12 protein-coding genes are annotated in these 13987 nt (G+C 71.4%); 3 read left to right on the forward strand and 9 right to left on the reverse strand.

All coding sequences use genetic code 11. The annotated features are described in order from the left end of the window. Positions 1–135: 135 nt before the first annotated feature. Positions 136–897: a class I SAM-dependent methyltransferase gene (locus ACGF5O_RS38905; protein WP_393814641.1), complete on the reverse strand. Its 762-nt coding sequence runs from the start codon at positions 895–897 to the stop codon at positions 136–138. Between the two features lie 137 nt (positions 898–1034). On the opposite strand from ACGF5O_RS38905, the gene ACGF5O_RS38910 reads away from it, so the two are divergent. Together ACGF5O_RS38910 and ACGF5O_RS38915 are read left to right on the forward strand one after the other, a co-directional pair. Next, positions 1035–1301, forward strand: a complete 267-nt coding sequence (locus tag ACGF5O_RS38910) for a hypothetical protein (protein ID WP_393814642.1) — start codon at positions 1035–1037, stop codon at positions 1299–1301. Positions 1302–1360: 59 nt separating this feature from the next. Further along, positions 1361–2050 (forward strand): maleylpyruvate isomerase N-terminal domain-containing protein, encoded by a 690-nt coding sequence (locus tag ACGF5O_RS38915; RefSeq protein ID WP_393814643.1) that lies wholly within the window; start codon positions 1361–1363, stop codon positions 2048–2050. A 30-nt stretch (positions 2051–2080) separates the two neighbouring features. Here the strand turns inward: ACGF5O_RS38915 and ACGF5O_RS38920 are convergent, their stop codons facing one another. The 4 genes from ACGF5O_RS38920 to ACGF5O_RS38935 form a co-directional block, all read right to left on the reverse strand. Then, complete coding sequence (locus ACGF5O_RS38920) at positions 2081–2824, reverse strand: EamA family transporter (protein ID WP_393814644.1); 744 nt, start codon at positions 2822–2824, stop codon at positions 2081–2083. Then, positions 2821–3339 carry a YbaK/EbsC family protein gene (locus tag ACGF5O_RS38925; RefSeq protein WP_393814645.1) on the reverse strand — a complete coding sequence of 173 codons (519 nt, stop codon included), beginning with the start codon at positions 3337–3339 and terminating at the stop codon, positions 2821–2823. Before ACGF5O_RS38925 ends, ACGF5O_RS38920 begins: the two co-directional genes overlap by 4 nt. Before the next feature lie 141 nt (positions 3340–3480). Continuing rightward, on the reverse strand, positions 3481–5694 hold the full coding sequence (locus ACGF5O_RS38930) for an MMPL family transporter (RefSeq protein ID WP_393814646.1): 2214 nt from the start codon (positions 5692–5694) through the stop codon (positions 3481–3483). Between the two features lie 124 nt (positions 5695–5818). Beyond that, on the reverse strand, positions 5819–6421 hold the full coding sequence (locus ACGF5O_RS38935; protein ID WP_393814647.1) for a TetR/AcrR family transcriptional regulator: 603 nt from the start codon (positions 6419–6421) through the stop codon (positions 5819–5821). 167 nt (positions 6422–6588) lie between these two features. Between ACGF5O_RS38935 and ACGF5O_RS38940 the strand changes: the two genes are divergently transcribed. After that, complete coding sequence (locus tag ACGF5O_RS38940) at positions 6589–9951, forward strand: S41 family peptidase (protein ID WP_393814648.1); 3363 nt, start codon at positions 6589–6591, stop codon at positions 9949–9951. Positions 9952–10110: 159 nt separating this feature from the next. Here ACGF5O_RS38940 and ACGF5O_RS38945 read toward each other — a convergent pair whose 3' ends face one another. The 4 genes from ACGF5O_RS38945 to ACGF5O_RS38960 all read right to left on the reverse strand — a co-directional run bounded on the left by ACGF5O_RS38945 (position 10111) and on the right by ACGF5O_RS38960 (position 13880). Beyond that, a complete protein-coding gene (locus ACGF5O_RS38945) occupies positions 10111–10380 on the reverse strand; it encodes a hypothetical protein (RefSeq protein WP_393814649.1) in 270 nt (89 codons plus the stop codon). A gap of 88 nt (positions 10381–10468) precedes the next feature. Further along, positions 10469–11353 (reverse strand): SDR family oxidoreductase, encoded by an 885-nt coding sequence (locus ACGF5O_RS38950; RefSeq protein WP_393814650.1) that lies wholly within the window; start codon positions 11351–11353, stop codon positions 10469–10471. Continuing rightward, positions 11350–12306 (reverse strand): alpha/beta fold hydrolase, encoded by a 957-nt coding sequence (locus ACGF5O_RS38955; protein WP_393814651.1) that lies wholly within the window; start codon positions 12304–12306, stop codon positions 11350–11352. Before ACGF5O_RS38955 ends, ACGF5O_RS38950 begins: the two co-directional genes overlap by 4 nt. Then, a complete protein-coding gene (locus ACGF5O_RS38960) occupies positions 12303–13880 on the reverse strand; it encodes a flavin-containing monooxygenase (RefSeq protein WP_393814652.1) in 1578 nt (525 codons plus the stop codon). Before ACGF5O_RS38960 ends, ACGF5O_RS38955 begins: the two co-directional genes overlap by 4 nt. Between the last annotated feature and the right edge of the window lie 107 nt (positions 13881–13987).

Raw genomic sequence — 13987 nt, forward strand, 5'->3', positions numbered from 1 at the left:
TCCAGCGGTTAAGGCCCCACCACTCAGGGCGCACGGTGCCTCAGGACATGCGGGAGGACCTCACCCAACCGTCACCAGCGAGGTTATTACCGCCTCAGCAAGACTTGACTGATGTGACGTAGAGGGCAGCCGAGGCTACGTGCCTGCGATGAGCAGGCGGTATCCGTAGTCCATGTCCTGCTGACCCAGCAGGTCGGCGTGGCGGCGGTGCCAGGCGCCGGAGTCGAGGTCGGCGCGGAGTCGGGCGATCGCCGGCTCCACCACGGAGGGCGGCAGTTGGGCGAAGGTGGAACTGGCTCGCCGGATCACCGGATCGAGGTAGAACTCCGGTCGGCTCCAGTAGGCGCACTGGAAGCCGTCGGTGAAGTCGTGCGGGATCGGGAAAGGCGTCACGGTGTGCGCGTCGAGCGCGTCGGCGACCTCGTCGACAGGGGCGAAACGGGCGTGGTCCAACTCGCGGATTTCCGGCAGGTACTCCTTCAGCAGCCAGAGCTCCGGCCGGTGCGTCGGATCCCAGGTGAAGACGACCTGCCTGCGGGCCACGCGGCGCATCTCGCCGAGTCCCCGGTTCAGGTCCGCCCAGTGATGGACGGTCAAAATGGCCATGGCAACGTCAAAGGAACCGTCAGGGAACGGCAGGGCTTCGGCCCCGGCCCTCACCTTCTTCGTCCCAGGATGCTGGTCGAGCATGACCTGAGAGGGATCGACAGCTGTCACGTCGGCGCCCTCTGGCTCATAGGAACCGGCGCCGGCGCCGACGTTGACAACGGTACGGGCGCCTTGCAGGGCCTGGCCGATCAAGGCGTTCAGTCGGGGATCAGGACGTCGGATCTCGCTGTATCCCCTGCCGATGCGGTCGTAGGTCGCCGACGGACGGTCGGCAGCGGCGGTGTCCACGGACCAAGCCCAGCAGACCGCAAGGGCAATGGCCAAGGCCGTTGCACACAACCGGCCGGAACGAGTCCCCGGGGCGGACATGACCGGTACGGGCGGCGAGAATCCACACGCCAGAACAACAAGCCGAGGGAGAGTCCGTGAACAGACCGGATCCGCGCCGCGCCACGGTCCTGTACGCGATGTCCGCGACCTGTGCCGCCATAGGCGCCCTGCTGTGGGTGCGCGGCCGGACCAGCACGCCCCCCAGGGTCTACGGGTCCTTCCTGGCAGCCGACTCCTACACCTCGTCAGCCTGGCAAGTGTGGTCACAGACAGTGCCCGAAGAACGCCTTGGCCTCTACCTCGTCATGGCCGGGCTGGTGTTGGCTGTGGCGGGGCGATTGCTCTCCGACCGGCGTGACTGAGCATCTCCGGGATGACGGCTTCTGCCACTGCACGAGTTCCGGCCGGTAGCTTGATCGGTATGGATCAGGGGCGGGTGGTCGAAGCGTTTCGTCTGGAGGCGGGCGAGCTTGCGCGGGCGATGACCGGGGTCTCAGCGGCCGAATGGGGTCTGCCGACACGGTGCGTGCCGTGGAACGTGAGTGACCTGCTGGCTCACATCCGAGTGGTGATCGCCTGGCTGCCGGGCATGCTGGCCGCGCCAGCACCACCGCCCCGTGCCGAGGTCTCGGCTGCGGAGTACTACCGGCCCGACGACCGCTTCGCTCCTGATACCAACGCGACCCGGATCGCCCTGGCCCAGGACCACGCGGCCGCACAGCTCAACGGCGCCGCGCTCGCCGACGACTTCAACACCGTGTGGCAACAGGTGGACCGACTGTGCCGGACCGAACCCGAAGGGCGTGTGGTTCGCACCCGGCACGGCGATCCGATGCTCCTGTCGGAGTTCCTGCTGACGCGGGTGGTCGAGGTCGCCGTGCACGGCTTGGACCTGGCCGACGCCCTGGGGCGCGAACCGTGGCTGACCTCCCAGGCAGCAGATTTGGTGCAGAGTCTTCTGCTCGGTGGCCCGGAGGGGGCGGCGGGGCTGGACGAGCTGGGCTGGGGTCGACTTCGCTTCCTGCGCAAGGCGACGGGGCGCGAGCCGATCACCAGCGAGGAAGCGTTGGACGTCGGCCGTCTGGGAATCCGATGGCTCACCCTGGGTTGAAATGACCTGACCTGCGAAGTTATTACTGCATCAGCAAGGGTTGACCGACGACTCGCGCAGCGCGGCGACCGGGGCGAGTTCGGCGCGGGTCTGGGCCCACAGGACCAGGCCGTAGGCGAAGACGGACAGGAGCGCGCCGGAGAGTCCCAGGACCGCGAACGGGCGCGCCGCGGTGAGGAGTTCACCGCGTCTGCGGTACAGGGCGTACGCGGGGATCGCGAGGCCCTGGAGGGCCATCAGCCAGGCGATGTAGCCGACGGAGGATCCCGAGGCCCGCACTCCGAGGCCGTCGAGGACGGTGTACGCGGCGATCGTCAGGCCGGTGGCGAGCGCGGCGCCGAGCGCCGTCCAGTCGGGGCGGCGGCCGCGCAGCCCCCACAGGGCGACGCCGGTGAGCCCGGCGCAGGACACGGCGATGCCCGCGGCGGCCGGGGCGTCGGGCACCTCGTGCACGAACACGGCGGCGAAGAGCGTGACGAGGAGCGGCGCGGTGCCGCGCGCGATCGGGTAGGCCTGGCCGAAGTCGCCGAGCCGGAAGGAGAGCATCAGCAGCGCGAAGTAGGCGACGTGGACGACGGCCGAGGCGATCAGGTACGGCCATGCGCCCGCCGCCGGGACCGCGGTGAACGGCATCAGCAGCAGCCCGATCAGCACGCCGCCGCCGGCGATCAGCGAGGAGCCGACGAGTTTGTCGCTGATCCGGTGGGCGATCGCGTTCCAGCCGGCGTGCGTGACCGCGGCGAGCAGGACGGCCGCGGTGACCGCCGGGGTCACGCCGTGGGCTCGCGTACGTCCGCGACGGTGGCGCCGGCGTGCTCCACCAGGGCGGCGGGGGCGATCGGGAAGACGGCGTGCGGGTTGCCGGCGGCGGCCCACACCACGTCGTGGCGGAGCAGCGCCCGGTCGGCGAGGACGCGGGTGCGGGTGCGGTGCCCGAAGGGCGGTACGCCGCCGATGGCGTACCCGGTCGTCTCGCGTACGACGTCCGCCTCGGCCCGGGTCACCTTCGCGGCGCCGAGTTCCTTGCGGACGAGTTCCACGTCGACCCGGGAGGCGCCGTCCATCAGCACCAGCACGGGCACCCCGTCGGCCGCGAAGATCAGGGACTTGCAGATCTCGCTCAGCTCGCAGCCGACCGCGGCGGCGGCCTCGGCGGCGGTACGGGTGGCGTCCGGGAACCGCCGGATCCGCGAGGTCAGTTCCCCGAGGCCCAGCTCCTCCAGGGCGGCGGCGAAACGAGGATGGGCTCCGGAGCCCTGGGCGTCGGCGTCAGTGGCGGCTGTCGTCATGGGGGCACGCTAACGGGGCGGGGGAAGGCGCGGCGAGTGGTTAAGTGCGGGATACACGAGGAAGCCGGTGGGGCACGAGGAAGCCGGTGAGGGCGCCCCGTCCCCACGGACCCTCACCGGCGGTCTGTCACGAGCCGTACGTCAGACGCGTACGAGCTCCCGGTCCTCGTCGTCGTGGCCGGCCTTCTCGTCGGACAGGGCGCGCAGGCCCTCGCCCTCGACGTCGACGTTGGGCAGCGCCCGGTCCAGCCACTTCGGCAGCCACCAGGCGCGCTTGCCGAGCAGGGCGAGCACCGCCGGGACGATCGCCATGCGGACGACGAACGCGTCGAAGAAGACGGCGATGGCGAGGCCGAAGCCGATCATCTTGATCATCGACTCGCTGGAGGTGATGAAGCCGCTGAAGACGGACATCATGATGATCGCGGCGGCGGCCACGACCCGGGCGCTGTGCCGGAAGCCGGTCACCACGGCCTGGCCGGGCGTCTCGCCGTGGACGTACGCCTCCCGCATCCGGGTCACCAGGAACACCTCGTAGTCCATGGCGAGACCGAAGACCACGCCCACCATGAAGATCGGCATCATCGACATGATCGGGCCGGTCTGCTCGACGCCGAGCAGGCCGCCGAGCCAGCCCCACTGGAAGACCGCGACGACGGCGCCGAGCGCGGCGAGCACGCTGAGCAGGAAGCCGAGGGCCGCCTTCAGCGGGACCAGGATGGAGCGGAAGACCGCGATCAGGAGGAGGAAGGCGAGGCCGACGACCAGCGCCAGGTACGGGACCAGCGCGTCGTTGAGCTTCTGCGAGAAGTCGATGTTCATCGCGGTGGTGCCGGTGACCAGGACCCGCGCGCCGGTGTCGGCCTTGACGTCGGCGCTCTGGTCGCGGATGGCGTGCACCAGGTCCTCGGTCTGCGCGGAGGACGGCTTGGAGTCCGGGATCACTGTGATCGTCGCGGTGTCGCCGGCCTTGTTGAACGCCGCCGGGGTCACCGTCACGACGTCCTTGAGGCCCTTGATGTCGTCGGCCACCCTGGTGGCCGCGGCCTTGGGGGTGTCGCTGTCCTTCGCGTCGACCACGATCATCAGCGGCCCGTTGAAGCCCGGGCCGAAGCCCTCGGACAGCAGGTCGTAGGCCCGGCGCTGGGTCGTGGAGGTGGGCTGCGAGCCGTCGTCGGGCAGGCCCAGTTCGAGCTGGGTGGCGGGGAGGGCGATGGCGCCGAGTCCGGCCACGCCGAGCAGCAGTACGGCCGCCGGGCGGCGGACCACGAAGCTCGCCCAGCGGGCGCCCAGGCCGGGCTTGTCCTGCCGGGCGGCGCGGGTGCCCGTCCGGCGCTTCTCGCCCGTGGCCCTGACCCGGCGGCCCGCGTAGCCGAGCATCGCCGGGATCATGGTGAGCGCGATGAGGACGGAGACCACGACCGTGCCCGCCGCCGCGAGGCCCATCTTGGTCAGCATCGGCACGCCGACGACCGAGAGACCCGCGAGCGCGATCACGACCGTGAGGCCCGCGAAGACCACCGCCGAGCCGGCCGTGCCGGCGGCGCGGCCGACCGCCTCCTCGCGGTCGCGGCCCTCGGCCAGCTCGCTGCGGTAGCGGGAGACGATGAACAGCGCGTAGTCGATGCCGACCGCGAGGCCGAGCATCAGCGCCAGGGTGGACGTGGTGTCGCCGAGGTCGAGCGTCTTGGCGAGGGCGGTGATGGTGGAGACGCCGATGCCGACGCCGATGATCGCCGTCAGCAGCGGCAGTCCGGCCGCGACCAGCGAGCCCAGGGTGACGACGAGGACGACGGCGGCGATGGCGAGACCGATGGCCTCTCCGGCGCCGCCCGCGTCGGCTCCGGCCTGGAGCGCGTCACCGCCGACCTCGACGGTGAGTCCGGCCTTCTCGGCGTCGTGCCCGGCCGTCTCCAGCGCGTCGCGGGAGGAGTCCTTGAGCTCGGTGCCGGAGACCTCGTAGCGCACCGAGGCGTAGGCGACCGTGCCGTCCTTGCTGACGGCGTGCTGCTGGTAGGGGTCGGTGACGGAGGTGACCTCCGAGCCGTCGCCCAGTTCCTTCAGGGTCTTCTTGACGGTGGCCTTGTTGAGCTTGTCCGTCATCTTCTCGCCGGCCGGCGCCTTGAAGACGACCCGCGCGGTGGCGCCGTCGGAGCTGGAACCGGGGAAGCGCTGGTCCAGCAGGTCGAAGGCCTTCTGGGCCTCGGTGCCGGGGATCGAGAACGAGCTGGAGCCGGCCGCGGGGGCGGAGGCGGCGGCGACGCCGGCGAGGGTCAGCAGCGCCACCCATATGAGGGCGACGAAGTGCCGTCGCCGAAAGGCGAACCGGCCCAGTTTGTAGAGAAACGTGGCCACGAGGGCGTACTCCCGGTCAGGTCGTGGGGTTTTCGGGGCAGGGGTGATCGGCCTGATGGGTGGCAGGCGTGATCGGCCCGACGACGTGAGCGGAGACGTCAGGTGGACTGGCTGTGGGGAGGGGTCAGCTGGTGGGTGCGCCGAGGGCGGGAAGCACCACGGCGTCGATGTACGACAGCAGGAAGGCCTGGGTGGGCGGCTGCTCGTCGATGAGCGAGCGGGCGGCGAACCCACCGATCATCATGTGCATCACGAAGCCGATCGCGGGGTTGTCCGCGCGGACCTCGCCACGGTCGATGGCCCGTTGCAGCACCTGGCGGAACTGGGCCATCTCGGGCTCGATCAGATGCTCCTTGAACGCCTGCAGGAGGTCCGGGTTGCCGTGGACCGCCATGGCGAGGCCACGCATCAACGCGGAGTTCTGCTCCATCTCGCAGTCGTCCGAACGCATCGTGAGGGTGTGCAGGTCACCCCGGAGCGACCCGGTGTCGATCTCGCCGAGGGAGCCCCCCGGCTTCTGGTACCGCACCGCTCTGGCCACCAGCTCGGCCTTGCCGCCCCACTGGCGGTAGAGGGTGGCCTTGCTGGACTTGGTGCGGGCGGCGACGGCGTCCATGGTGAGGGCGTCGTAGCCGACCTCGCGGAGCAGGTCGAGCACGGCCTCGTACAGCTCGGCCTCACGCTCGGGCGTGATCCGACTGCGACGCGCCGTTGCGACCTCAGTCATGCCACTCACCCTTCACCGCTCCATCGGTACCTTCGTTCTTACGTCTCGAAGATACCCTGCGATCTACAGAAACGAAACCGTTTCGTACGTGTGCTGTCTCACGTGGCTGAGAAATCCGTGAGTTCCCACGAGTTGCTGCCCATCCGCCCCCGGAAAAGCATGGGGAGGTGAGCTATCTGCGCCTGCCGCATCTCAGCGGCGACCTGTTGTGCTTCGTGGCCGAGGACGACCTCTGGCTGACCTCGCTCGACGCCCCGGGCCGCGCCTGGCGGCTCACCGTCGACCGCACCAAAGTGGGTCATCCGCGCTTCTCCCCCGACGGCCGCCGGATCGCGTACACGAGCTGGCGGAGCCTGGTGCCCGAGATCCACCTGGTCGACGCCGACGGCGGCCCCGGCCGGCAGCTGACGTACTGGGGCAGCGCCGACACCCAGGTGTGCGGCTGGACGCCCCCCGACAGGGACGGCACGGCGGACATCCTGGCGGTCGCCTCGCACGGGCAGCCCTTCTCCTATTTCACCTGGGCCTACAAGGTCTCCCCCGACGGCGACCCGGGCCGCAAACTGCCCTGGGGGCCGGTCGCCGACATCCAGGTCGCCGACATCGCCGACGAACGCAGGACCCTGCTGCTCACCGGCACCCCGCCGCACGAACCGGCCGGCTGGAAGCGCTACCGGGGCGGCGCCATGGGCCGGCTGTGGCTGCACGGGCAGCGGCTGCTCGAAGGAATCGGCGGCCATCTGGACTCCCCGATGTTCGTCGGCGGCCGGATCGCCTTCCTCTCCGACCACGAGGGCGTCGGCAACCTCTACTCCTGCGCCTACGACGGCTCCGACCTGCGCCGCCACACCGACCACGACGCCTTCTACGCCCGGCACGCCGCCAGCGACGGCACGCGTGTGGTCTACCAGTGCGCGGGCGACCTCTGGCTCGTCGACGACCTCGGCCCGGACGCGGCACCGCGCCGGCTCGACGTACGGCTCTCCGGGCCCCGGGCCGGGCGCCGCCCCTACCAGGTGCCGGCCGCCCAGCACGTCGACGGCGTCTCCGTCGACGAGACGGGACGGGCCGGCGCCGTCGTCGTACGCGGCAGCCTGTACTGGCTCACCCACCGCGACGGACCGGCCCGCACCATCGCCGACACCCCCGGGGTACGGGTACGGCTCCCGGAGATGCTCGGCTCGACCGGGCAGATCGCCTACGTCACCGACGCCTGCGGCGAGGACGCCGTCGAGATCGCCCACCTGCCCCGGGCGACCGGCGCCCGCCCACCGCGCCGCCTTGCCTGCGGAAAGCTGGGCCGGGTGCTCGAACTGGTCTCGGACCCGCTGGGCGAACGGCTGGCGGTGGCGGCCCACGACGGCCGGCTGCTGCTCATCGACGCGACCGAGGAGGTGGGCGACGTTGACGGGGTTGTCGATGACGTTGAGGGTGTTGACGGAGTTGACGGCGCTGACGCTTCCGTCGCCGTCAACGTTGACCATATTGATGATGCGGGGTCCGACGACGTGGTCACCGAGCTGATCCAGTCGGTCAACGGACCGGTCCGTGATCTGGCCTTCTCACCGGACGGGTCATGGTTGACCTGGTCGCATCCGGGCATCGGCCGTTCGCTCCGGCAGATCAAGATGGCCCGTATCAGCGACCGGCTCGTCATCGACGTCACCAACGGCCGCTTCGAGGACGAGAACCCGGTCTTCACCCGCGACGGCCGCTACCTCGCCTTCCTGTCCTGGCGCGGCTTCGACCCGGTGTACGACGTGCACACCGGCGACCTGTCCTTCCCGCTCGGCTGCCGCCCCTACCTGGTCCCGCTCTCGTCGGCGACCCCCTCCCCGTTCGCGCTCAACCCGGACGGACGGCCGGCCGCCGGCGGCCTGGACCCCATGGAGGACGAGGAGCCCGGCGAGGGCGGCGCGGTGACGGTCGAGGTGGAGGGGCTGGAGAGCCGGGTGACGCCGTTCCCGGTCACCGCCTCCAAGTACTCGGCGCTGTACCCGGTCGCCGGCGGCGGCCTGGTCTGGCTGCGCTGGCCGATCTCGGGCGCGCTGGGCGAGACCTTCGTCAACCCGGCCGACACCAGCGGGCGGCCGACCCTGGAGTACTTCAACATCAGCAAGGCGAAGAAGTCCGAACTGGTGGACCACCTCGACTGGTTCACGGTCAGCGGCGACGGCAGCCGGCTGGTCGTGGTCGACGAGGGCGAGCTGCGGGCCGTGCCGTCGACCGAGTCCGGCGACGGCGACACGACCGTCTGGATCGACCTGCGCCGCATCCTCCACGAGGTCGACCCGCCCGCCGAGTGGCGCCAGTCGTACGCCGAGGCCGGCCGCCTCATCCGGGACTACTTCTGGGACCCCGGGATGTGCGGCATCGACTGGGACGGGGTGCTCGACCAGTACCGCCCGCTGGTCGAACGGGTCGCCTCCCCCGACGACTTCGCCGACCTCCTCCGCGAACTCCTCGGCGAGCTCGGCACCTCGCACGCCTACGTCACCCCGGCCCGCCGCAACGAGGGCCCGCCGCACTACCAGCGCCTCCAGGGCCTGCTCGGCGCCAACTTCGTACGCCGGGACGGCGGCTGGGCGGTCAAGCGGATCCTGCCCGGCGACTCCTCCGACTCCAAGGCGCGTTCCCCGCTGGCCGGCACCGGCATCCGGGAGGGCGCGGTCCTCACCCACGTCGACGGCAGGCCGGTGGACCCGGTGACCGGGCCGTTCCCGCTGCTCGCCGGGGCGGGGGCCACGACGGTGGAGCTGACGTTCACCCCGGGCGAGGGCGAGTCGGGGCCGCCGCGCCGGGTCGCCGTCCTCCCGCTGATCGACGAACGGCCGCTGCGCTACCAGGACTGGGTGGCCAAACGCCGCGAGGTGGTACGGGAGATGAGCGGCGGCAAGTGCGGCTACCTGCACATCCCGGACATGGGCGGCTCGGGCTGGGCCCAGTTCAACCGCGATCTGCGGATGGAGGTCTCCCGCCCTGCGCTCATCGTGGACGTGCGCGGCAACGCGGGCGGCCACATCAGCGAACTCGTGGTGGAGAAGCTCACCCGGACCATCCTCGGCTGGGACCTGACGAGGAACGCGCAGCCGGTGTCGTACGCCTCCAACGCCCCGCGCGGCCCGATCGTCGCGCTCGCCGACGAGGCCACTTCCTCCGACGGCGACATGATCACGGCCGCGATCAAGCTGCTGAAGCTCGGGCCGGTCGTCGGGCAGCGCACCTGGGGCGGAGTGGTCGGCATGACCGGCCGCCACCGCCTGGGCGACGGCACGGTGATCACGGTGCCGATGAACGCGGCCTGGTTCGAGGACTACGGCTGGTCCGTCGAGAACCACGGCGTCGCCCCCGACATCGAGGTCCTGCGCACCCCGATGGACTGGGCGGAGGGCCGCCACGTCGAGATGGACGACGCCATCCAACTGGCCCTGGACCTCCTGACCGACCACCCGGCAGCGGTCCCGCCCGACCACAGCGAAGTCCCGAACAGGGCCCGCCCGATGCTTCCCCCGAGGCCGACGGCCACTTGAGACGCCGGGGAGCGTCCTTGCCAGAGGGGCGCGGGGAACTGCGCGACAAGCCCCCACCGGGGCGCACCCGCCCCCAACCGCCACCACCCCGAAACCAACGTGGGGCACCCTCCAAAAGAAGGGCGCCCCACGCCGTTTCGGCCAAACCAAGTGCAACGACTACGCGTCGTAGTCCTGGTCGAACCGGTCCTGCATCTCCTGCTCGGTGTCGTCCATGTTCTGACGACCCCGCTCAGCCGCCTGCCGGCCGCGCTCCTGCGTCTGCTGCCCGCGCTGCTGCGTGTGCTGGGCACCCTGCTGGCCACGCTGCTGCGCCTGCTGACCGCGCTGCTGGGCCTGCTGGCCGTGCTGCTGCGCCTGCTGCTGGCCCTCGTGCATCTTCTGCTTGGCCTGTCCCTGCGTCTTGCCGGCCTTGTCCTTCATACCCATGTGGGTTCACTCCTGTGGAGGGTGAGGGGATCGGCCCTCAGTGGGGCCTCGACCAGACTCACACGGGCCGACTACGCGCGCATTTCGATCAGTTACGGTGCGTAGCACGCGCCTCCTCGTCGGCCGCCCCACCTGCACCGACGAGCCCCGTACGCATGCCCTGCAACCGGGGCGCGAACCGCTTCATCTCCCGCTGCCCGACCGTGCCGATCAGCGTCGGCAGATACCCGCGCACGCCCTGCATGCCCCGCAGCCAGCGCTGCCCGTACACGTGCGCCGAGCGCCGCTCGATGCCGGCCACGATCCGGTCCACGGCCGGACCCAGCGGGTACGTCTTGTTCGCCGGCCACGGCAGCCTCTGCCGCAACTCCCGCATCACCTCGTCCTGGTCGGCTCCGCGCACCATGTCGGTGTCCGTCCAGGACAGGTACCCGACCCCGACCCGCACGCCCTGGTGGCCGACCTCGGCGCGCAGGCTGTGCGCGTACGCCTCCACGCCCGCCTTGGACGCGCAGTAGGCCGTCATCATCGGGGCCGGCGTGATCGCGGCCAGCGAGGCGATCTGCAACAGGTAGCCGCGGCTCTCGGTGAGAACCGGCAGGAACGCGCGCGCCGTCACCGCCGAGCCGATCAGGTTGACCTCGATCACCCGCCGCCAGGCCACCGGGTCCGACTCGGCGAACGGACCGCCGTTCGCCACCCCGGCGTTGGCCACCACGATGTCGACCTTCCCGAACCGCTCCTTGACCTCCCGCGCGACCCGGCCCATCGCCTCGTGGTCGGTGACGTCGGCGTACCAGTACGCGCTGTCGCCGTGCAGCCTGCCGGAGACCTCCTTGAGGGCCTCCTCCTCCAGCCCGACCAGGGCGACCGTGGCCCCGCGCGCGGAGAGCTTGCGGGCGAGCAACTCCCCGACCCCGCGCGCCGCTCCGGTGACGACGGCGACCTGTCCTTCGAGACCGACCCTGCTCATGAGCCCTCCTTGATCCGCGCGGGCCCGTCGGCGCCGGCTTCCTCAGGGGCGTCGGTCACGTACGCGGTGACCAGCTCCCGGATCTTTCCGTTGACCAGCCCCGGTGCCTCGACCGGCGTCATGTGGCCCATGCCCGGCAGTTCGGTGAGGCCGAGGGGGTGCGGCAGCGCGGCGATCAGCGCGCGGGCGTGCACCGGGGGCGTGAGCCGGTCGGCCGTGCCGGTGACGACCGCCGTGGGCGCGCTCAACTCCCGTACGCCGTGGTCGAGGTCGAGCTGCGCGAGAACGCGAGCCCAGGTGTGGCGCACGGCGCTCGGGCAGGCGTGCACGATCCGTGCGCACGCCTCGACCATGTGCGGGGCGGAACCCGGGCCCATGGTCGCGTACTTGAGGATGCGCCGCGCGAGGGGCGTGACCGGCCCGAGCGGGGCGCGCGAGGCCAGGACACCCGCCGTCAGCCGGGTGCGCAGGCCACCGGCGCGCAACGGCAGTACGCGCGCTTCCTCGACCAGCCGCGAACTGCCGGTGCTGCACAGCAGGACGGCGGCGGCGTGCTCGCGGAAACGGGGGCGCCCGGCGGCCGCCATGACGGTCATGCCGCCCATCGAGTGGCCGACGATCACGGCACGCTCCCCGCGGGCGAGGGTCCCCGCGAGCACCGCTTCGAGGTCGTCCGCCAGCGCCCGGGTACTGCACGCGGGGCTCGCGGGACTGCGCCCGTGCCCCCGCTGGTCGTACGCGATGACCCGGTGGTCGACGGCCAGTTCCCGTGTCTGCGCGGCCCAGAAGGCGGTCGAGCAGGTCCAGCCGTGGGCGAGGACGACGGGGGGCGCGTCCTCGGCGCCGTGCACCTCGACGTGCAGGCGGGCGCCGTCGGCGGAGACCACGGTGAGTTCGCGGGCGGGCGCGGGCGGCGCGTACGGCCCGGAGGTCACATGGGTGAGCCGGCTCACGCGCCCACCTCCGCGTCCGCGGCCCGCTCGCCGCCGGTGCTGACGGCGCCGGTGCTGTCGGCGCCGGTGCTGTCGGCGCCGGTGCTGTCGGCGCCGGTCGGCTGGGGCGCGCGGATCACGTCGTACTCCGCGAGATCCACCCGCTGGGTCGCGCGCCGGAACTCCGTGGTCGTGCCGGGCCAGATGGTGGTGTTGCGGCCGCTCGGGTCCAGGTACCAGCTGGTGCAGCCGCCGGTGTTCCAGACGGTGCGCTTCATGCGCTCCTGGACCTTGTGGTTCCAGGCGGCCACGGCACCGGGGCGCGCGTCCAGGGCGGCCCGCCCGCCGAGGACGCGGAGCTGGCGCAGGTAGTCGGCCATGTAGTTCAGCTGGGACTCGATCATGAGGATCATGGAGGAGTTCCCGAGGCCGGTGTTGGGCCCGATGATCGTCATCCAGTTCGGGAACCCGGCGGCCGAGGCGCCGCGCAGCGCCTCCATGCCGCCCTTCCAGGTCTCCGCGAGGGTCCGTCCGTCGGCGCCGACGACCCGTTCGGCGATGGGCATGTCGGTGACGTGGAAGCCGGTGCCGAAGACGATCGCGTCGACCTCGGCGCTGGTGCCGTCGGCGGCGACGACCGTCGACCCGCGGATCTCGCCGAGCCCGCTCGCCACCACGTCCACGTTCGGCCGGGCCAGCGCCGGATAGTAGGTGCTGGAGAGCAGGATCCGCTTGCAGCCGATGCGGTAGTCCGGGGTCAGCTTGGCGCGCAGCGCGGGGTCCTTGATCGCGCGGGCCATGTTGCGCTTGGCGAGGCTCTCCACCAGGCCGAGTTCGTCGGGCCGCTTGGTGAAGGCCTGGACCTGGAGCTCCCGGATGCCCCACAGGAGGCCGCGCCTGGCCTGGGTGGTGAAGGGCAGCGCGCGGTGCAGCCGGCGTTCGGCGGCGCTGATGGCCCGGTCGACGCGGGGCATCACCCACGGCGGGGTGCGCTGGAAGAGGGTGAGGTGTGCGACCTCGGGCTGGACGGCCGGCACGATCTGGATCGCGGAGGCGCCGGTGCCGACCATGGCGACCCGCTTGCCGCGCAGGTCGTAGTCGTGGTCCCAGCGGGCCGAGTGGAAGACCTTGCCGGGGAAAGAGTCCAGCCCCGGGATCTCGGGGATCTTCGGGTCGGAGAGCGGCCCGGTGGCGGAGACGACGACGTCGGCGGAGAAGGTGCCGGCGGCGGTCTCGATCTCCCAGCGCAGCGCCTCCGCGTCCCAGGCCATCCGCTTGACCTCGGCATCGAAGCGGAGGTGGGGGCGGAGTCCGAACACGTCGGTGACGTGCTCCAGGTAGGCGCGGATGTGCTCCTGCCCGGAGAAGGTGCGCGGCCAGTCGGGGTTGGGCGCGAAGGAGAAGGAGTACAGGTGGGAGGGCACGTCGCAGGCGCACCCCGGATAGCTGTTGTCCCGCCAGGTACCACCGACGCTGCCGGCCCGTTCCAGGACGACGAAGTCGGTGATCCCCTCCCTGCGCAACCGCACGGCCGCGCCCAGCCCGCCGAACCCGGACCCGATCACCGCCACCCGTACATGCTCGTGCTGGGCCATCCCTGAGCCTCCACACCTCGCCCGCAATTACGCCAGTGAACACTGGCACGGTTGGACTGTAGAGCAGCTCCGTACCGATGGGTAGGGTCTGCACGAGGGAAAGTTAC

Origin of the sequence: Streptomyces sp. NPDC048291, assembly GCF_043201715.1 — a bacterium.
In the GTDB taxonomy this organism is placed as follows: domain Bacteria; phylum Actinomycetota; class Actinomycetes; order Streptomycetales; family Streptomycetaceae; genus Streptomyces.

Bases quoted from the DNA above. Each gene is read 5' to 3' on its own strand.
- ACGF5O_RS38960 (WP_393814652.1), bottom strand. From the start codon at position 13,880: ATGGCCCAGCACGAGCATGTACGGGTGGCGGTGATCGGGTCCGGGTTC.
- ACGF5O_RS38950 (WP_393814650.1), bottom strand. From the start codon at position 11,353: ATGAGCAGGGTCGGTCTCGAAGGACAGGTCGCCGTCGTCACCGGAGCG.
- ACGF5O_RS38925 (WP_393814645.1), bottom strand. From the start codon at position 3,339: ATGACGACAGCCGCCACTGACGCCGACGCCCAGGGCTCCGGAGCCCAT.
- ACGF5O_RS38945 (WP_393814649.1), bottom strand. From the start codon at position 10,380: ATGGGTATGAAGGACAAGGCCGGCAAGACGCAGGGACAGGCCAAGCAG.
- ACGF5O_RS38915 (WP_393814643.1), top strand. From the start codon at position 1,361: ATGGATCAGGGGCGGGTGGTCGAAGCGTTTCGTCTGGAGGCGGGCGAG.
- ACGF5O_RS38935 (WP_393814647.1), bottom strand. From the start codon at position 6,421: ATGACTGAGGTCGCAACGGCGCGTCGCAGTCGGATCACGCCCGAGCGT.